The sequence below is a fragment of the Bartonella sp. AP21QHHD genome, from assembly GCF_042196205.1.
In the GTDB taxonomy this organism is placed as follows: Bacteria; Pseudomonadota; Alphaproteobacteria; order Rhizobiales; family Rhizobiaceae; genus Bartonella.
Map to the genome: position 1 here is coordinate 28591 of NZ_JBHIPT010000054.1, position 19464 is coordinate 48054.

At 40.2% G+C, this 19464-nt stretch carries 13 protein-coding genes; 4 read left to right on the plus strand and 9 right to left on the minus strand.

Translation table 11 applies throughout. The features are described from left to right. Positions 1-19: 19 nt before the first annotated feature. The 4 genes from ACFIMC_RS03860 to ACFIMC_RS03875 form a co-directional block, all read right to left on the minus strand. A complete protein-coding gene (locus ACFIMC_RS03860; protein WP_375671974.1) occupies positions 20-1870 on the minus strand; it encodes a portal protein in 1851 nt (616 codons plus the stop codon). Then, complete coding sequence (locus ACFIMC_RS03865) at positions 1855-3216, minus strand: PBSX family phage terminase large subunit (protein WP_375631846.1); 1362 nt, start codon at positions 3214-3216, stop codon at positions 1855-1857. The genes ACFIMC_RS03860 and ACFIMC_RS03865 overlap by 16 nt, the downstream gene beginning before the upstream one ends. A 663-nt stretch (positions 3217-3879) precedes the next feature. After that, positions 3880-4029 carry a hypothetical protein gene (locus tag ACFIMC_RS03870; protein ID WP_375680848.1) on the minus strand — a complete coding sequence of 50 codons (150 nt, stop codon included), beginning with the start codon at positions 4027-4029 and terminating at the stop codon, positions 3880-3882. Between the two features lie 183 nt (positions 4030-4212). Next, positions 4213-4539 (minus strand): hypothetical protein, encoded by a 327-nt coding sequence (locus ACFIMC_RS03875; RefSeq protein ID WP_375671982.1) that lies wholly within the window; start codon positions 4537-4539, stop codon positions 4213-4215. A 789-nt stretch (positions 4540-5328) separates the two neighbouring features. Between ACFIMC_RS03875 and ACFIMC_RS03880 the strand changes: the two genes are divergently transcribed. Beyond that, entirely contained in the window at positions 5329-5697 is a 369-nt protein-coding gene (locus tag ACFIMC_RS03880) for a helix-turn-helix domain-containing protein (protein WP_375671972.1), read from the plus strand. A 576-nt stretch (positions 5698-6273) separates the two neighbouring features. Here ACFIMC_RS03880 and ACFIMC_RS03885 read toward each other — a convergent pair. Beyond that, entirely contained in the window at positions 6274-6405 is a 132-nt protein-coding gene (locus tag ACFIMC_RS03885) for a hypothetical protein (protein ID WP_375615953.1), read from the minus strand. A gap of 1001 nt (positions 6406-7406) precedes the next feature. Between ACFIMC_RS03885 and ACFIMC_RS03890 the strand changes: the two genes are divergently transcribed. Next, the gene (locus tag ACFIMC_RS03890) at positions 7407-7775 is read left to right on the plus strand and encodes a helix-turn-helix domain-containing protein (RefSeq protein WP_375671981.1); all 369 of its coding nucleotides are present in this window, start codon (positions 7407-7409) and stop codon (positions 7773-7775) included. Positions 7776-9001: 1226 nt separating this feature from the next. On the opposite strand, the gene ACFIMC_RS03895 is transcribed toward ACFIMC_RS03890, so the two are convergent. Together ACFIMC_RS03895 and ACFIMC_RS03900 are read right to left on the minus strand one after the other, a co-directional pair. Beyond that, positions 9002-9397 (minus strand): hypothetical protein, encoded by a 396-nt coding sequence (locus ACFIMC_RS03895; RefSeq protein WP_375636940.1) that lies wholly within the window; start codon positions 9395-9397, stop codon positions 9002-9004. Positions 9398-10056: 659 nt separating this feature from the next. Beyond that, on the minus strand, positions 10057-11292 hold the full coding sequence (locus tag ACFIMC_RS03900; protein WP_375634543.1) for an MFS transporter: 1236 nt from the start codon (positions 11290-11292) through the stop codon (positions 10057-10059). Between the two features lie 1199 nt (positions 11293-12491). Here ACFIMC_RS03900 and ACFIMC_RS03905 point away from each other — a divergent pair. Then, positions 12492-12863 carry a helix-turn-helix domain-containing protein gene (locus tag ACFIMC_RS03905; protein ID WP_375630209.1) on the plus strand — a complete coding sequence of 124 codons (372 nt, stop codon included), beginning with the start codon at positions 12492-12494 and terminating at the stop codon, positions 12861-12863. A 239-nt stretch (positions 12864-13102) separates the two neighbouring features. On the opposite strand, the gene ACFIMC_RS03910 is transcribed toward ACFIMC_RS03905, so the two are convergent. Both ACFIMC_RS03910 and clpB read right to left on the minus strand, forming a co-directional pair. After that, positions 13103-14242, minus strand: a complete 1140-nt coding sequence (locus ACFIMC_RS03910; protein WP_375680849.1) for a hypothetical protein — start codon at positions 14240-14242, stop codon at positions 13103-13105. Between the two features lie 838 nt (positions 14243-15080). Then, positions 15081-17660, minus strand: coding sequence for an ATP-dependent chaperone ClpB (gene clpB, locus ACFIMC_RS03915; RefSeq protein ID WP_375680850.1), 2580 nt, complete (start codon positions 17658-17660; stop codon positions 15081-15083). Between the two features lie 458 nt (positions 17661-18118). Here clpB and ACFIMC_RS03920 point away from each other — a divergent pair, with 458 nt between their 5' ends. Next, a complete protein-coding gene (locus ACFIMC_RS03920) occupies positions 18119-19150 on the plus strand; it encodes a DUF3472 domain-containing protein (RefSeq protein WP_375680851.1) in 1032 nt (343 codons plus the stop codon). Positions 19151-19464 lie beyond the last annotated feature (314 nt).

Sequence of the window (19464 nt, forward strand, 5' to 3'; positions counted from 1 at the left end):
GAGCGCATCATAAAGCATCCTATTGTTGAGCCTTTACTGTCTGCAACATCTGCATTATCTGGTCTGCCCCCACATTATTCCCCATCTGCGCTGAGGCATTTTGCTCTTCTTGAAGAGAATTTTGCGCCTTTATCGCAATTTTATGAATGAGTGAGGCTGGTAAAGGTGAATAGCGTAAGAGATCAAGCATAATCTCAGGCGTTGCAAAATTTTGCATCAAAGGAAGCAGTTGCATGATCAGTGCAAAAGTACGCTCTTTTTCATTAAGACTTGTTGGTGCATCATCCACGACAATATCATATTCCAAACTTGTCACCATTTCGCGTGTCAGCGGCACATACTGGGCATTTTCATCACCAGCAATACGAACCAGCCGCCCATCGGACAGATAATTTTGAATAAGATAGAGAATAATTTTTCCCTGTCGTTGCCGATATCGACGCAACCCATCAAAAAAGGAAGCCAAAAGATTAAGTGACGATTGTCGCCGTTGTTGCTCAAGAATGCCAGGCTGATTGACAGCTCGCGTCCCAATAAATTCAGAAGACAACCCCGTCACCTGTTCAAGTGCGCTCTTTGCTTCATTAAACAATTGGAAAAACCCTTGCGGAAATTGTGCCACGGGTTTAGGCTGAATTCTTCCCCCAGACACAGCACCACTTTTCAACCAAGTAATACTATCAGCTCTAGCCCAACTCTCGACGGCTTGTCGATCATCATCAAAAGCATCGCGCTCTGCCATAATGCCGCCTTTTGATTGGCTATTGAGCAAATGCATCACTTGACTAAAATATTTGTTTGCCCACCGTTGAGGATCTTTTGTAGGGCGCACAATTCCATAAAATTGCCGGCTTAACTTATCAAAAGTACCGGTAATACACTCCCATCCCAATTGATTGGGTGGAACCAAGGGCTTATCAGGCGCTTCAAGCAGCTTTCTACCTAAAAATGCCCGTTTGACAATTTTTCTGTTCAACCTTGTTGCTTGAACATGAGGAAAGGTTTTGCTTAAATTTTGGAAATCCTGCTCTGAATAATCGACAAACTTTCCACTTAGAGGCTCAAGAACTTTATAAACCACCTCGCGTTCAAACCAGCGACATTCTACCAATGTCACCATTTTAGGACGTTGATAGCCGCTCCCCTCTTCTCCTTGATACCCCCTCTCGGACTGATAATTTTGTGTCATCCCATCGCTGGTTGAATGTAAAAAACTCTGATGTTTAACCCAATCAGCATTAAGGTCACTCCAATGAACATTGGGAAACATTTCCTGCGCCACAGCAAGGGGTTTTTCATCAATATACCATAAGCGTTGAGCATCAATAAGATTAGACTTAACAGCACTTGCATCCCACACCATTTTCATAGGATCCAGCCGCGCAATGATTGGTTTTCCTTGGGGATCTTGTTCATAATCAAGGCGTGTATCTGTCCAGCCCATACCGCAAATAATTGCATCTTGAAAGGCATCGGAATCTTCGTATTCGCCGTCGGCTTCATCGCGAAACCATTCGGCTGCTCCTGTCAAAATCTGGTTTGCAAAGGCAGCTCCTTCTTGTCGTGGAATAAATTGCACTTGCCTTTTATTATTGCGCTCAGCCCCAATCACGGCATTAATTAAAGGCGCAATACGGTTAAAAGTCATGACCGGTCTGTTTTGTTCGTGCAAGACAGCCAAGTCTTGCTCATTCCATTGCCGTCCATTATAAAAATCGTAATCTTCCTGGGCATTTTTTCGCCATTTTTCGACATGATCAATATCATCCTGATACCAACCCACGAGTTTTTTAAATAGTGCTTGATTTTCAAGCGTTTCGATTTGATTAAAAGAAGAATCTGTAGACATATTCATTAAAAAGCCATCCATGAAGTTTGAGAATGGTGAAACGAGCGATAAGGTTTTTTTCGCGCTTTAGCATTTGGCTGTTCATAAGCCACACACATCAGTCCAAAGGCATCGGCCCCATGGCTTGCCCAATCATGTTCAGCGCCTAGTCCGATATTGCGCTGTTCGTCGCGCTTTTCATGATACCAAGCAAGCGCTTTTCTGCCCGCACATGTCGTTTCACGATTAAACCATAGTGCAGGAAACAACCGCCTTACGGCTTCGATACGCATTTTCACAGCGCCTGTTCCTTGATTAGGAATTATTTTGGTTTGAAAACCGGCTTGTTGAAGGGCACTTTCAAAACTCACATTATAGACACGATCTTTTGTTGCGCCATCATGAGGCAAGACCATAAGAGCCTTTTCATATCCCCTTTGAAAGACCCAGCCCACATGCTCTGAGAGAGGTTGTCCTTGGGCTTCATAATAATCGAGCACTCGGATTTCCCGTCCAACAAATTGCGCCACCCACAATGCGGTAGCATCGGCCTTTGCTCCTGTTCCCCCGATATCCCAAAAGATTCTCACCTGCATCAAAGGATCACGTGGAACAGTTGTAATCCGCCCTTCCATTTCGGCTTCGAGAAGACATTTCTGATAATAAGCCCCTTGGACAGCTTGGAGATATTCGCCTTCCCAAATATGGTTATACTGCTCTGGTCTTTGCTGCAAATCGTCCATTCGATCACGATTGAGTTTTTCAGGAAATTGCGGATTATCACGCCAATTGATTTCCACCCCTTTGATATGAGGATTATCGACATTTCGGAAACGTTTTTCCACGGCTGCATTTTCATGGCATGGGTTCCATGTCACCCATAATTCTGCATTCCAATCTTTTCCTTCTTCGCGCAAAGTTGGAATAAGTGTTTGCCAAGCAGTTTCTGTAACGGGCTCGGCTTCATCGACCCAACAAAGGAAAACGCGCCCCATTGATTTAATACTTGCGATATTGCGATCAAGCCCAGCAAACACATAGACGATCCGTCCATCTTTTGACTTAATATATTTATCGCCGATTTCATAATAGTCTTGTAAAAAAGGATAAGATTCGATAGCGCGTTTAATTTCCTCCAAAGAACTTTCATTAAGAGAATTTTGAAATTGCCGTGCACAAAGAATAATCCCGCGTTCTCCAGCCATTCCATGGCGATATCCCACCACAGCCGACATCAAAGCAAAAGAACGTGTTTTTCCAGAGCCCCGTCCTCCCCAAGCGGCTCGCACATCGGCATTTCCAGTAAAGACAGGAATAAGCTTTGGAATAAGAGCCACTTGAGCCGTTTTCTGCTCAATTTTTTGAGAAATTTTCTGAACAGTTGTCATTATAAATTTTCATACTTTAGCAATAATTGCGCTGCACCCTTTTGCTTATCCCAAGTTTAATGATCCCAGAGCAATTGAACGAAAAGAGCAATTGAACGAAAAACGCCCTTCTCAAAAGCAGCGCTTTATCTTTTCTTCATCCTAATATTCAATAAATTTCACTTTTTTGCATGAGATCCCCTTGACCCCACCTATGCGCCCCAAGTCCCCAAGGCACAAAAGCCCCACCCCCTCAAACACCGCGCCTGTCATCCCCCAACCACAAGCAAGGTATCCCCCCAACCAAATCATAGCCTCAGCACATGGCTCTCAGGCATATCCAAAGCCCAACATCCTCCAATATCATGCCTCTCAAGCATCACCAATCCTCACACTTTATCCCCCAAGATACCCCCACCAAAACACATGCATCCCGCAAGCATAACACTTCTCTCAAGTTTCATGCCCCTCCCCCATCAAAACACTGTTCCATATCCACCACACAAATACCCTGCACCAAATTCCCTCCAGCACACGGGGGCCCTTACGGCATCATTCACCAAAGCCCCTTCCCAATATCACGAGCGCCTACAAGCACGATAGCCTCCGCTTCAATCCCCTCAAGATAGGCAATCACCAAAGCAGCCCCCTTGCAAGACATCACCCCACATCACCCACCCAAGCCTAACATTTTTCAATATCACAAGCCTCATTTATCGAGGTATCATGCTTCTCCAGTTCACTATTTTTTGCATTCACTGGTACAATCTCAATATGCGAAACTGTTTTTGATATCTCCACACCTTCAATAACGAGAAAAGCCCAAACCTTCACAAAAATCCAAAACAGTAGATAACATCACGCCCCCTAAGCATTGTACCTCTCGAGTATCACCTCTTCAGCACACGCCCCTCTGTCATCGCCCATAAAATCCGGCGTCTCCACGTAGGAAGCCCAAATATCTCCCACCGAAATATTCTGCTCTCCAGTAAACGCCCAAACATCACCGCTCCTTCTTCAAGCCTCAGTTATCGAGGTATTATGCTTCTCCGGTTCGCTATTTTTTGCATTCACTGGTACAATCTCGATACGCGAAACTGTTTTAACCTGCCCTTCTCCAGCCCCCTGAAGAGGCAACACTTTTGCAAGAAGCGAAAAAAACGGTACGGGATTATTGAGAGCATGATACTGAAGATAAGACACCAGCCCATCTTCACCATAGTGATATCCAGCCTGCTCCGCCGCTGTCAAAAGAGCTTCATTAAATCGCTTTGTTGTTTTATTTAAAGCCCCTTTTTTCCGCCCTCTTCGACGTAAGGGAAGACAATGTTCATCTACCATCATCATGTTCCTTCCAACTAAAGAGAAACCAAAACCTCAAACACAAAAAATGACATAAAAATCAGCAACAAAATTTGACAAGCATTCAACAATTAAAAAAAATGGGACACACCCAAAAAGATAAGAGCCCACATAAAGCCCAAATCCTCCGCATAATTTTACAGATTCACATTTTTACGCTTTTACATCATTACAGAACGCAGCCAAACGAAACTCAAAAACCGCCATCCCCACGCCCCTCTGTAAACACGGGTCTGCAACAAGCTGATTTCTCGTCTATCAAATTTCCCTGCTGATTATTTCATATGGCTATCCCACACTTCAAAGAATGGTGTTTCATCAAACACGCCAGATAAGCTCTGATCTACAATTCGACTTCAAAAAGCAAATTTTCCTCTGCTGAATAAAGCTTCCACCCCGCACCGATTTTAAACTATCATCCAACCTTTTACCCAATAAATTCCCCTACTAACATCAGATTACCGCCCCCAAACATCCCTATTTTACAATATAACAGACTAGAAAATCTTTTAATTTTCTTGCCAATCCCTTGAAATTACTTTATCATTCAAAGGATATTTTGATCGTCCACGCAACGATCAATAAGGGATAGTAAAGCCCTAAGCTCTAGCGTAAAAATGAACCCACTTTGTGGGTGTCTCGGGATTCCGGGAGTTTTTGCTATGTCCAGGTGTGATAAGCACTAAAAGCAAAAATGCTGACTAGAGCTCAGTACTTTACTACTCCCGGAATACCAATGCGAGGGCGCTCGCAACCGGAGGGGAGCTTGAAGTGCAAACTAAAAATTCACATTTCAATGATATTTCAATAGGTAAAAGAATCCGTCACAGACGCATTTCAATGGGACTTTCTCAAAAGGAATTAGGAAGCCATTTAGGTGTCAGTTTCCAACAAATCCAGAAATATGAAAAAGGTTTAAATCGTGTAAGCGCGGGGTGTTTGCTCGAAATTGCTAAAAAACTAGCAGTTCCTATGAACTTTTTTTATGCGGACCTTTTAACAGCAGATATTCCCACAAAAGAACATGCCTTACACCACGATCAAGATACCACCAGCGAAAAAGAATACGCCCTTTTAAAAAACTTTAGAGAGCTCCAGCCGAAAAAACAAAAAGCAATTTTGTGGTTAATTTCTGATTAGACAAAAGCACACCCATCAACATCCCTCGCCAATATATCCAACACCCTTAAAATATAAGCTTCAGATCACGACACCTCAAAGAAGGCAATTTTATCAGACACGACAGATAAGCGCTGCCCTAAAATATTCCCTCACACACTTTTCTCCAGTCAACGCGATTTATACCCCTCTTCATCCCAGCTTTCCCCGCTCCATTCACAAATGCGTCCCCTAGTTCTCCGACCACATTCTATGTCAAGACAAAAACATACAACGCATAAATTCTTCACTTCACTTTTACAGATTCACGTTTTTACGCTTTTACATCTTTACAGAAAGCAACCAAATGAAACTTTTCCACCAGCGTCTTTCACTGCTCTGTCAAGAATCCGACATCTTGTAGCAGTTTCCTCCTACCAACCACTCAGACAGATTAGCACACCATACCCCTCAAGCAACGGTATTTCACCACATTCAACAAGCAAGGCTTTTCTGAATATTCTTACACCCATCCCTCTTCAACACAAAGAGCGAAAGCTCCTACAAATACCGATCAATTCCGCTTCGAAGCAAAGACCCCACCCAAAAGACAAAACTTCACACACACCAAAAAGCTTCTCCCACAGCGCCAATTTTCACATTCTGCATCCTAGCTTTCGACTTCATTTGCAGACTCGTTCCCCAGTCCTTTCCCCCCATTCCATGCCAAGACAAAAGCATACAACGCATAAATTCTTCACTTCACTTTTACGTATTCACGTTTTTACGCTCTTCTATCTTTACAAAAGGCAGCCAAACAAAATTTCCAAACTAACCCACCACTCAATAAACAAGAGTCTGTTAACAATCCCACTTTTTATCGAGCACATTGCATTTGGGCAACCACCTCTCACCCCCCCTCAAAGAATACTGTTTCACCAGACACGGACAGATAACCCCTACCCTCCAATATCCAGACACTCTCACAAAAAGCACCGTATAAATTGATATGCTTGAAGGTCCCTCGACGGCATATCATTGCCTCTAATGCCTCCATCTCACCCTACCTCAAATGACAATATTTTACTGCATAAGGCATAAGAATATAATGAGATAATTTTTAAGATACAAAAAAATGCTCTCATTTTCCAAATCTTTTAATTGTTCTTGCCAATCCCTTGAAATTACTTTATCACTCAAAAGGTGCCTTGATCGTCTACGCAGCGATCAATAGGGAGTTGAAGCCCGAAAACTCAAACGTTAATTTACCCCACTTTGTGGGTATCCCGGAGTTCTGGGAGTTTTTGCTATGTCCAAGTGCTTGTCAGCACTAAAAGCAAAAAGCTGATTTGAGTTCAGTGCTTTCAACCTCCCGGAATACTCATGCGAGGGCGCTTGCAACTGGAGGGGAGCTTGAAGTGCAAACTAAAAATCCAGATTTCGCACTTTTTTAAAAAGTACCCAATCTTATAGTCTTTGAAATTATTTTGATTTTTCTTGCCAATCTTCTGAAATTGCCTTATGAATTGATCTGTGTTTTTGATCGTCCACGCAACGGTCAAATAGGGATTTGAAAGCCCGAACGCTCAGTACATAAATTTATCCCGCTTTGCGGGTATCCCGGAATTCCGGGAGCTTTTGCTATGTCCAAGTGCTTGTCAGCACTAAAAGCAAAAGGCTGGCTGAGCTCAGTGCTTTCAAACTCCCGGAATACTCATGCGAGGGCGCTCGCAACCGGAGGGGAGCTTGAAGTGCAAACAAAAAATCCACATTTTAATGACATTTCAATAGGTAAAAGAATCCGTCACAGACGCATTTCAATGGGGCTTTCTCAAAAGGAATTAGGAAGCTATTTAGGTGTCAGTTTTCAACAAATCCAGAAATACGAAAAAGGATCTAATCGTGTAAGCGCGGGGTGTTTGCTCGAAATTGCTAAAAAACTAGAGGTTCCTATGAACTTTTTTTATGCGGACCTTTTAACAGCAGATATTCCCACAAAAGAACATGCCTTACACCACGATCAAGACACATACAGCGAAAAAGAACACGCACTTTTGAAAAACTTTAGAGAGCTCGAAGCGAAAAAACAAAAAGCAATCTTGTGGTTAATTTCTGATTAGGCAAAAGCGCATCAATCGACATCCTTTGCCAATATTCCCCTCTGCCTAAAGCCTTGCCCGCCTGATATCACCACATCTCAAAAAACGGTTTACGACATCATAGGATAACAAACTTCAAAATAGGATAAAAACACCAAAACCTTGGAAAAACATCCCCACCCCTCTCACAGAATCTTATCAAAAGACTCTTCTGATTTAAACGCACAATTCCGATTGTATCATTATGATACCTTTTTACATTTACCTTGTCAAGTTTTTATATTTTTCTTTTGATATTTTTGTGTTTTTCTTTAAGGAAGCCACATCCCTCAAAACACCCTTCCCTGCAAAATTCCCCTCATACAAAACACAATGTCTAAAACAACAAGAGCTAAAATAGGATTTTTCCTAAATAGCCTTCCCCCTCTAAATGGGCTTCCCCCTAAATAGGCTTTCATTGTATTGCTCATTCACCCACTTATTAAAAAAAACACTTCTCAATGCTTCTCACACCCATTTCACGGATATCCCCATACAAATATAGATGCAACTATAATTGTTAAGCTCCGCATAGAATATAAACGCCAACCACAATTTTTCTCTCTTCACATCTCTTTACACATCAACTCTGCAATCTGTTCACAGCCATTCCCCACACACTCTTCTCCAGAAAACGCACTTCAACAGCACTCTTCATCCCAACTTTCTCCTCCATTCACGAAGACACTTCCCCCAATCCTCGCACCACATTCCATGCCATGATAAAAGCCCACACAAAGCACAAATCCTCCGCTTCATTTTACAGATTCACATTTCTACGCTTTTACATCATTACAGAACGCAGCCAAAGGAAACTCCCAAACCACCACGCGATAATTTGATAAAAACAAAACACCTTTACAACAATCTCAAACAACAGATTTCTGTAAAGAGCTCATATGAATTTAATTGATCAGATCTGACTATTAGATTGGCATATAGAGCCGTAGAACAGAAAGTAATTTTCTATAAGACAGAAACGATAAAAGCGCTATATAACTGAGACAGAACATGAAGAAATGCAAACAGATAAAACGACATCTTTCTTCGTTACAACACTGAAATTGTAAACGAGACGATGAATAACTATCGTCTGAATATGCAATTTTCACATCTGCAAATTTTTATTGATTAATTCAATCCCAACACTTCCCCTGAAACACATTTCTTCATTATCTACTTTTTTGAGACAAACCGGTAAAGGGGTTTCATCGATTATAAGTGCGGATATAATAACGCGTTACTCCAACCTCATCATAAGAAACCATAGACATGATACCTGTCTTTATTGGCGTTATTTGATAAGTCAAGATTACACCATTTTGCTGTTTGTTTGGTTGATCTGTATAGATCACGTTATATCCATTCCGTCGCAAAAGATCAATAAATACAGGAGTAAAGTTGTCTTCTGTTTTATTTTTTTTCACAATAAGTGTTGTTGTAGCGGGCAGTAAAGGTTTTTTAAGATTACGAACAAAATCGTTAGCAATTAATTTTACATCATCTTTCGTAATATTTGGACCGACATAACTTGATGAATAATTACTGATAGATGCACAACCAGCCACCAATACAAGCGGTAACGGAAATAAATATTTTGACATCTTAACTCCCCTATTAATTGCATTCTCTCCTGAAAAGCTCCTACACCAGAAATAAGAGCCTCCTTTCAAAGAATAGCCTTAACAACATATTTCTTTACTATCAAGCATTAGTTAATCACTTTCTCGCTTGTTTAAAAAAACGACCACCATCTCTCATAGTACTCAAAGCTTATGTTTAAGACACAAAATATATATGTTAAAAGTACGAAAAAACACATGTAAAGCATATAGTATATGTATACTTACTTTCATGGTGTGTTGCATTACATAAACCAACGCACAGCACCCTTCATTTCCCCTCCATTCACAAAAACACTTCCCCCCAATCCTTCTCACCACATTCCGCGCCCCCAAAAGCCCAAAGTGACCAAAAACACGCACAATATATAAACCACAAATCCCCCACTTCACTTTTACAGATTCACATTTTTACGCTTTTACATCATTACAGAACGAAGCCAAGGAAAGGTTCACCGCCCCGTACCACTCTATAAACAACGGTCTGTAAAGAATTCAAATGCTTGCCTAGCAAGTTTCTACCACTGACCACTCATTCGTTTCAGATCACCCCCTTCAAAGAGCGGTGTTTTTACCTCATGAATAAGATAATGAGCGAACCGTCTTTAGAAAAAAGAAACGGCATGGAGATATCAAATATATCAATGGTCGTCATCGACTGTCGTGTTAAGAGGTGTTAACTCTTTATTTTTCTTAATTTTTACAACGCCAATAATTCCGGTGGAAATAATTAATGCGGACATAGCTAAAAAAGAGCTTAACAATCCTACGAGTACCAAAAGTCCCGCAATAAAGCCAGACATTGCTTCGGCAGAGTTCGCTAAAGTTGAAAAGGTTCCAAAACTCTTACCAAAATCTTCACGACGAGAATATAATTGAATAGCTGAGACTAAACCAATATCCACAAAGGCACCAATAAATCCCAGAACAAATGCTAACACGAGAAGGAATTTTAAATAAATTTCTGCAGCTAAGGGCATAACAAACAGGATAACCCCATAAAGAAGCCAAAATATCATGAGCTTCAACGATGTAATATTTAATATAATTTTACTATAGAACAAACCACCAACAATAGTTCCAACAGCCATGAGAGAAAAAATATAACTCACAAGGCTCTCCTCTCCCCCCACAAAAAGAACAAAAGCTGGAATTAAAAATCTTAAAATAGCACCCGTAAAGAGAATAGCAAACGACGATCCAACGAGCGTAATAAATAAATTATTATTTTCTGTAGAAATATATTTAAGATATGAAGCTGTTTCTCGATAAATTTTTATAAAATTGAATGATTTACTCTCGCTTGAATTTAAATTCATGAGATTAAATAACATGATAATAGATATAAAATAGGTAAAAAAATCAAAAATGAGTACTGCCGATTTATTTGCTAAAAAAAGCAGTATGGAACAAACCAAAGGGCCAATGACGGCTGCCGTTTCCATGATAATTTGAGCAATGCTATTGGCCTTTGTAAGATCTTTTATTGAAAACATTCTGGGAATAGCAGCTTGAAAACTTGGTTGGAAAATACTTCTTCCTATCGTTGTACATATTGCTGCAAAAATAAGAACAATGATATGTGCCGTACCTGTTATATAAGTTATAAAAACAAACAATGAAGCTAATAATCTAACAACTTCACTTAAGATCATATTTTTCTTCAAAGAAAAATTATCCGCTAACCAACCTCCTATAGGGCCAAAAAAGAGAAAAGGGATAAATCGAAAAAAATACACAAGACCTGTAAAAAAGGTGTTATCTGTTAATTCTAAGACCAGTAAAATAAAAACAACTTCATAAGCATAATCTCCAACTTTAGAAATAAAGAGAGAGCAAAAAAGAGCTAATGGACTCTTTTTTAAAAACAAATTCATACCAACCATCCGATATTAAACTTTTCTACACTTAAAGTTACACTTCCTTCGATACAATTGGTGATATGAACTTCAGAAGAGTCTTTTATTCTAATAAATCGCTTAATAAGTTAAGTGAAAACTTTTAAAGAAATACTCCTCTTGATATAAGCATTTACTCTAATATCAAGTAATATCTTAAAAAAAAGAAAGAATGTAAAAATTATGAGATCACAATCTTCCATATTATTACATTGACCTCCGCCCCACGTTTCAAAGAATGAAAATTCCCAACCAGCACTAGTCTACAATCCCACAATAAAAAGCAACTTTCCCCACAAAATAAAGCTTACACCCAACCACTTCTCAAACGACAGCACGTCATCAGGCTCAACACAAATCAAGCCCTATCTCCAAAACCGCCATCCTTCACGCATCTCTTTGCACCACCGCCTTACCCACACTCTCCTCCTATCCATGCGCACTCTCTTCATCCTCCATTCCCCTTTTTCTCTCCCGTCACACACTTAACAACTTAACAGCACTCTTCCTCTAAACTTCCATTCACGAAGACACTTCCCCCCAATTCTCGCACCACATTCCACGCCCCCAAAAGCCCAAAGTGACCAAAAACACGCACAATATATAATCCACAAATCCCCCCACTTCACTTTTACAGATTCACATTTTTACGTTTTTACATCTTTACAGAACAAAGCCAACGAAAAGTTCACCACCCCGCACAGCTCTATAAACAATAGTCTATAAACGAATCCAGCTTTTTGCCTAGTACCCTTACAGTCTTCAGACCCGCCCCTCAAAAGAAAATGTTTCATCAGACCAGACAAGATAAGCCCAGCCAAAAATATTCACCACACACTCTAAAAAACACCTAAATGTGGAAATTGATATACTTGATATCATCCCCCCTCCAAATAACGCCGTTTTATAGCACATTGATTTTTCTTGCCAATCTTCTGAAATTACTTTATTACTTAAAGTGTGATTTTGATCGTCCACGCAACGATCAATAGGGAACTGAAAGCCCGAAACCTCGATACATAAGAATGAACCCACTTTTGTGGGTGTCCCGGAATTCCGGGAGTTTTTGCTATGTCCAGGTGCGATGAGCACTAAAAGCAAAAAGCTGATTTAGGTTCAGTATTTTTGACTCCCGGAATACCAATGCGAGGGCGCTCGCAACCGGAGGGGGGCTTGAAGTGCCAACTAGAAATCCACATTTTATCGACATTTTGATAGGCAAAAGAATCCGTCATAGACGCATTTCAATAGGGCTTTCCCAAAAAGAATTAGGAAGCCATTTAGGTGTCAGTTTCCAACAAATCCAAAAATACGAAAAAGGCTTCAATCGTGTAAGCGCAAAATGTTTACTGGAAATCGCTCAAAAACTAGAAGTTCCTATGAACTTTTTTTATGCAGACATTGCCACAAAAGAAGATCTCTCAACAAAAGAAACTCTCTTACACCATAATCAAGAAACCTATAGCGAAAAAGAACACACCCTTTTGAAAAATTTTAGAGAACTCCAGCCGAAAAAACAAAAAGCAATCTTGTGGCTAATTTCTGATTAAGCAACAGCACAACGATCAACATTATTCCATTCATATCCCCCCTTAAGTCAAATTCAAACCAGCTTCCCCTCAAACAACAGCACTTCATCAGGCTCAATAACTCAAACCCTGCCCTCAAATATTCTAGCACACCACACCCCTTCAAAGAGCAATGTTTTACGGCAGACTAGGATAATCAGCTGCATTTTTGTTGTCACTTATAATTTTCCAATGACTTTTGAATGCCTCAATTAGTCTTTTTATAGCACTTTCACTCTTTTTAAAGCTTCTTTCTCTGCTTCTTCTTTTAACTTCATGTCATTGGTGCCTTCATACCTTTTTATTGTTTTTTCAATCTGATCATCAGTCCCTGCTTTAAAAACAATCATTGTTTCAAACGGACGAAATAATGACGATTGCGAAATATGAAAAAAGATATTCGTGCGCAAATTGTTTGGATCAAACTCGCTATACCTTTTTATTTTTAAGTCATCGATAGATATCGCTTTTTTTGACATAGCAAGACCAATAACATCGCTATTTTTCTCACCAAAATCTTTTACTTTTAAAAGGTTATTTTTAGCGTCACAAACTGTCGATATATTCATGACTTCGTTAAGAACTAGAGCATTTATATCAAATTGAGCACCTATGCCAAAAATGAATACAAGATCACGCAAAGAAAAAGCTTTTTGAAAATAACAAGCATTGTACAAACGTGAGGGAACCCCAAGACATCTGACTGCTCGTCGAATGATTTTTATAGCGAGCTCATATGATTTTTCATCTAAACGATGATCACGAATGTCTGGAATGTAGATTTCTTGTGTTTCTTGTAACGGTGCAACTTCACTGTTTACTGCACGATCAATAAGCTTTTCTAACCAATTGTAACTCTCAACATTATCCTGCTCTCGGACAGACGATCTAATCTCTTCTAAAAGATTGTCCAGCCCACACTCTTCTCTAAAAGCACGCTCTCTTCGATCACACGTCATCGTAAATGTATGGGTATTTTCTCGTTTGTCCGGTATAGATGATGCGTCAATTTTTGGATCATTCACTTTAAATGGATCAACGCTTTCTCCACTTTTAACAGATATCGAATGCTCACCTCTAATAGTATCAAAAACTCTCGCCCCTTGCTCCTCCCTAAAAGAAATGCCTTGTTCAAGAAACATCTTTAATGGATTGGAATCATCCGGTGTTAACGATATACGCTGTATTAAAGAGTCCAAAATTTCCTGTTGAAGCTTATCATCACTTATTAACGAATCTTTCCTATCCTCGTAGAAATCCTTTAAGCCTTCTGGAATACGCCGATTGTAACTCTTAACCTCCTTTGCAAACCAGCTGTTAATTAATTCCTTGTTTGTGGCTAAGTTTGTAGCTAATTTCATGAGATTATACCCCCCATTTAAATTTCAAATGACCCTTTTTATCAATAAACTCCAATACAGTTCTTATTAAAGTTCTTGAAAAAAGTTCATTATCTGTTTATTTTACTTAATATTTACCATATTATAGTTTATTGGTAAATAAGTAAAGTAAACTAAATTAAGATATAGATGATATTTTTAATATACACCTCCACTTAAACTTGTCTTTGTAACACGAATAGCGAAAATTTTAACCAAAACAGGTTAGGGAGCTTTTTTTAAGTCTTTATCTTGATTAAAAAACTGCAAAGGAGCAAACTTGATTGTGCAGATAATCATGCTTCATTATCTACGAGCCACTAACAAGAGTGCAATCAATCAAACAGTTAAAAAAAACTTTTAGCAAAATTTTAAAGCAAAAAAACGCACATCACCGAAAAAATGAGAGAGCAGTGCATTTTACGCATCCTCCACCTTTTTCTTAAACAGCAAAACTCCAATCCATCATCAAAATATCTTCGTCTAAAATCCCCCACACCCCCTCAAAGAGCAATGTTTTACGGCGGATAAACGGCATTTCTCTCTAACGTTTTTACGCACAAAGCAATAAAGCAATCCCGCTTGTGACTTCACTTATAACATTGCAAGAAAATAGTTTTCACGACAAACAGAAGTAAAAGAATCCTACGATATTCGAAAACGCTGATTTAACATGCAAAAACACCAGCCACTCCCTTTACTTTGCAATAAAATACCGCTTGTCTCATCGTGATCTTTCTAAATCAGCACGCTTCAAAGAGCGGTGTTTTATCGCATAATAGGATTATCACCGCCCTTTATAGCGTGAATTTTTCCACACTTAATCTTCAGGCAAAAATTCCAACCGATCTCCTTGTTTTGTAATTTTCACCGTTGTCTCATCGTGAATTTTTCCAAATAAGATATTTTCCGCCAATGGATCTTGAATTTCCTTTTGGATAATCCGTTTAAGCGGTCGTGCACCATAAAGGGGATCATAGCCTTTATCGGCAAGAAATTTTCTCACCTCTGGCTCGATTTGCAAAGTTATTTTGCGTTCATTGAGCAAATTTTGCAAATGTTCTATCTGAATATCGACGATAGCTTCCATATCGTGACGTTGCAGCCTTTGAAAGAGAATAATCTCATCAATACGGTTTAAAAATTCAGGACGGAAAGCCGCTTTAACGACATTCATAACATCATTTTTTGCCTGATCGGTTGTTTGCCCTTCAGGCAAAGCAGTTAAAAACTCAGCACCAAGATTAGAAGTCATAATCAACAAAGTGTTACGAAAGTCGACAGTTCTGCCCTGGCTATCCGTCAAGCGTCCCTCATCCAACACTTGCAACAAGAGATTAAAAATATCAGGGTGTGCTTTTTCAATTTCATCGAATAAAATGACTTGGTAAGGTCTTCTACGTACAGCTTCGGTCAGCACTCCCCCTTCTTCATATCCGACATATCCGGGTGGAGCCCCAATCAGCCGCGCCCCAGCATGTTTTTCCATATATTCTGACATATCAATACGCAACATGGCATTGGGGTCTTGGAAAAGAAAAGCGGCCAGTGCTTTGGTTAATTCGGTTTTCCCCACACCAGTAGGACCCAAAAACATGAAAGAGCCAAGGGGACGATTGGGATCTTGCAACCCTGCACGCGCACGACGTACAGCACGAGAAACAGCTTGCACAGCCTCTCCCTGCCCCACGACACGGGTTGTAATTTCATCTTCCATCCGCAACAGCGCCTCCCGTTCTGCCTCCAGCATTCGATCAACAGGAATACCGGTCCAGCGCGAAACAATCCGCGCCACATGTTCAGCAGTAACCGTCTCTTCAACGAGATGATTTTGTTGGTCATCATTTTCAGCTAAAGTCAATTGTTTTTCGAGTTCAGGAATGACACTATAAGCGAGCTCTCCAGCGCGTTGGAATTGTCCATCACGTTGTGCAATAGCCAAAGCATTACGGGCTTCTTCGAGTTGTTTTTTCAAATCAGCAGCATGCCCTAATTTTTGTTTCTCAGCCTGCCAAGCACTTGTCATCTCAGCGGACTGTTGTTCCAATGTTTTGAGTTCCTCCTGCACATTTTCCAAACGTTCTTTTGCTGTTGGCTCGACATCTGTTTTCAAAGCTTCCCGTTCGATCTTCAACTGTAAAATACGCCGATCAACAGCATCGAGTTCTTCCGGCTTTGAATCGACCTGCATACGCAACCGCGCAGCCGCTTCATCGATCAGATCAATAGCTTTATCCGGCAAGAAACGATCTGTAATATAGCGGTTAGACAAACGCGCCGCCGCAATTAAAGCACTATCAGCCAAACGAACTTTGTGATGTTGTTCATATTTTTCCTTAATACCGCGCAAAATAGAAATAGTATCTTCCAAAGAGGGTTCAGGTACAAAGACAGGTTGGAAGCGGCGTGCAAGAGCAGCGTCTTTTTCGACATATTTTCGATATTCATCGAGCGTAGTAGCGCCCACACAATGGAGTTCTCCGCGTGCAAGAGCAGGTTTTAACAAGTTAGAAGCATCCATAGGACCGTCAGATTTTCCAGCGCCAACAAGATTGTGCAATTCATCAATAAAGAGGATAATTTGTCCATTTTCGGCTTGCACCTCTGCCAGCACCGCTTTAAGGCGCTCTTCGAATTCCCCACGATACTTTGCACCAGCGATAAGCGCTCCCATATCCAGCGCATGAAGCTGTTTATCCCGCAAAGTTTCAGGTACATCGCCATTAACAATGCGCAGAGCTAACCCTTCCACAATAGCTGTTTTCCCCACCCCAGGCTCACCAATCAACACGGGATTATTTTTGGTACGCCGTGAAAGCACCTGAATAGTGCGGCGGATTTCCTCTTCCCGCCCAATCACAGGGTCGAGTTTTCCTTCACGGGCATCTTTTGTGAGATCCCGGGCATATTTTTGCAAGGCATCATATTGTCCTTCAGCATGGGGGCTTGTTGCTGTTTTTCCTTTCCGCAGCGCATTAATTGCCCGATTAAGCGCTTGCGGGGTCAATCCTCCACTTGTTAAAATATCGGCTGTTTTTGCGGTCTTTTCCATGATCAGCGCTTGCAACATGCGCTCCACGGTCACAAACTGATCACCGGCTTTTTTCGCAATATCCTCAGCCAGCGCGAAAACTTTTGCCAATGGCTGAGAAAGATAGAGCTGTCCATTTCCCCCTTGCACTTTAGGCAAAGCATCAAGTGCTTCTTTTAGCGCCTTTTGAATAAGAGTAAGATCACCACCAGCGTTTTGGATAAGCGATGCAGCCAATCCTTGAGAATCGTCTAACAACACTTTCAGGAAATGCTCCGGCAAAAACTGCTGATGATCAGAAGCAAGAGCGCTATTTTGTGCTGATTGTAAAAAACCCTGCACGCGTTCGCTATATTTTTCCAAGTTCATTTTTTTTCCTTAAATCTCAAGCCATCACCACACTTTAACCTCTCCAATATTCCACAAAAGAAACATCCAGAAAGGATTATCCAGCCTCTAAAAAACACCGCGAAAAAAGCAGCAAGAAGAAGAACCATAGTGCTAAAAAGAATATGGGTTTCTACAAGCCTCATAGCAAGAGGGAGAAAAAAAATACGCTATCATTTTAAATAAAAACCGCAACTTTTCTTATACCCCCCATCATCACTCCCCTTTTTAAACCATCACCCCTAAATTCCACCATTAAAACTTAAATTTGAACAGCAGAAAAGGAGCATGCAAAAACACTTTAAACAAAGTAGTCTTTACAGCATATAGTTTAGAGTAAACATTAAAGTATTTTCTCTAATTTTACTTAACAAATCATTGAATATATGATTTAATACTTATAAAGTTACACTATTTTTATTAAGATAGAGGATTTGAGTATGTACCATACTGTAAAAAAGGTTATTTTAATACTTTTATTCCTTCTGATAAGTAAACCAAGCTATGCCGTTTTTGCCGGCAAAGTTATTACAATAGAGCATGAATGGCTTAAAAATGCATCATTTGATCTATTTGTTTTCACCCAGCAAGTAAATTACGATGGTGGGTCTAACTCCATCTATTTCTGGGGAAATAAATTTGAATTCCAAAATGGAAAAAGTGGACAAATTGGTTTTTTCAACAGGAGCGGCCGTACCATTCATTTTTCTATCTGGAATGCAACGGGATGGAAGGGTAATACATGTAAGCATTTTACTCAAGAAGGTTCAGGAGTACGATGTGAAATTAACTTTCCATGGGAGATGGGACGCAGATATCGATTATATGTTGAAAAAAATGGAAATCTAGTTACAGCGACAGTAGTCGATTTTATAACGGGTAAAAAAGTGAATATTGGGACCATAGAAGTACCAAATACATTTGGACAACTCCGTAAATCTTCAAGTTTTGTTGAAGACCATTCTCGTTGGAAGAGACATCTCTCCTCCTGTTATGATTTAAGTCCGCAAAGTTCGATTTTTTTTGAGCCTCAAGGCATAAAACAAAACAAGCTACACGAAGGGAGTCTGAAAGCTTCTAATCAAGGAAAGTGTCGAGATTCTGACCTCATCCAAACATCATGTACATCCAACTTTTGCATGACAAGTATAAGCGACTTTGGAGGTTTAGCCTCGCCTACTACTAAACCAGAAATACAAATTTCCAATGAGAAAGATCTGTCTGCAGAAACAATTTCTAACGTTTTGAAACAAAAAGAGCTTGTCGTTATTCGTTCAAAAAATCGTTCTTGGGCACCCAATATCTTTTTGCCATCTCCTGATTCATTTAAGTGGAAATCAATCTTTATAGATCATCTAGCGGCTTTCAGTTCTACGCTTCACACCACTCACGGCACACAAAAGATAACCACAGGTCAAAAGATTATGTATATGTCTGATGGAAAAACTTGGAAAATTATGAAAAGAAACTAACTTTTTTCTTCTTGATAAGCCCCTCACTCCCCTTTGAAAACAACTGGGGGTGAGAAAGTTTTTTTTCATTTCCCCACCACGGCTCCCTTTCCCAGTTATTTTTTCGAGCCCTGCTCTCATCCCTTTAGCTCACCTCATCATCATACTTTCCAGCGCATTTTCTCCATTCTCATCCTCTTTCAAAACCACAACACCCTTTAATAAAATCCTCACCTCCCTCTTCTATCACCCTCACACCATCCCTTCACGCATCCCTTTGCACTACCCCCGCCTCTTATCCACACCCTCCCCTTGTCCATAGGCACTCTCTCCAT

Coding starts and splice junctions, on each gene's coding strand:
- ACFIMC_RS03860 (WP_375671974.1), bottom strand. CDS start 1,870: ATGGATGGCTTTTTAATGAATATGTCTACAGATTCTTCTTTTAATCAA.
- ACFIMC_RS03865 (WP_375631846.1), bottom strand. CDS start 3,216: ATGACAACTGTTCAGAAAATTTCTCAAAAAATTGAGCAGAAAACGGCT.
- ACFIMC_RS03875 (WP_375671982.1), bottom strand. CDS start 4,539: ATGATGGTAGATGAACATTGTCTTCCCTTACGTCGAAGAGGGCGGAAA.
- ACFIMC_RS03885 (WP_375615953.1), bottom strand. CDS start 6,405: ATGCGTTGTATGCTTTTGTCTTGGCATGGAATGGGGGGAAAGGACTGG.
- ACFIMC_RS03895 (WP_375636940.1), bottom strand. CDS start 9,397: ATGTCAAAATATTTATTTCCGTTACCGCTTGTATTGGTGGCTGGTTGT.
- ACFIMC_RS03900 (WP_375634543.1), bottom strand. CDS start 11,292: ATGAATTTGTTTTTAAAAAAGAGTCCATTAGCTCTTTTTTGCTCTCTC.
- ACFIMC_RS03910 (WP_375680849.1), bottom strand. CDS start 14,242: ATGAAATTAGCTACAAACTTAGCCACAAACAAGGAATTAATTAACAGC.
- clpB (WP_375680850.1), bottom strand. CDS start 17,660: ATGAACTTGGAAAAATATAGCGAACGCGTGCAGGGTTTTTTACAATCA.
- ACFIMC_RS03920 (WP_375680851.1), top strand. CDS start 18,119: ATGTACCATACTGTAAAAAAGGTTATTTTAATACTTTTATTCCTTCTG.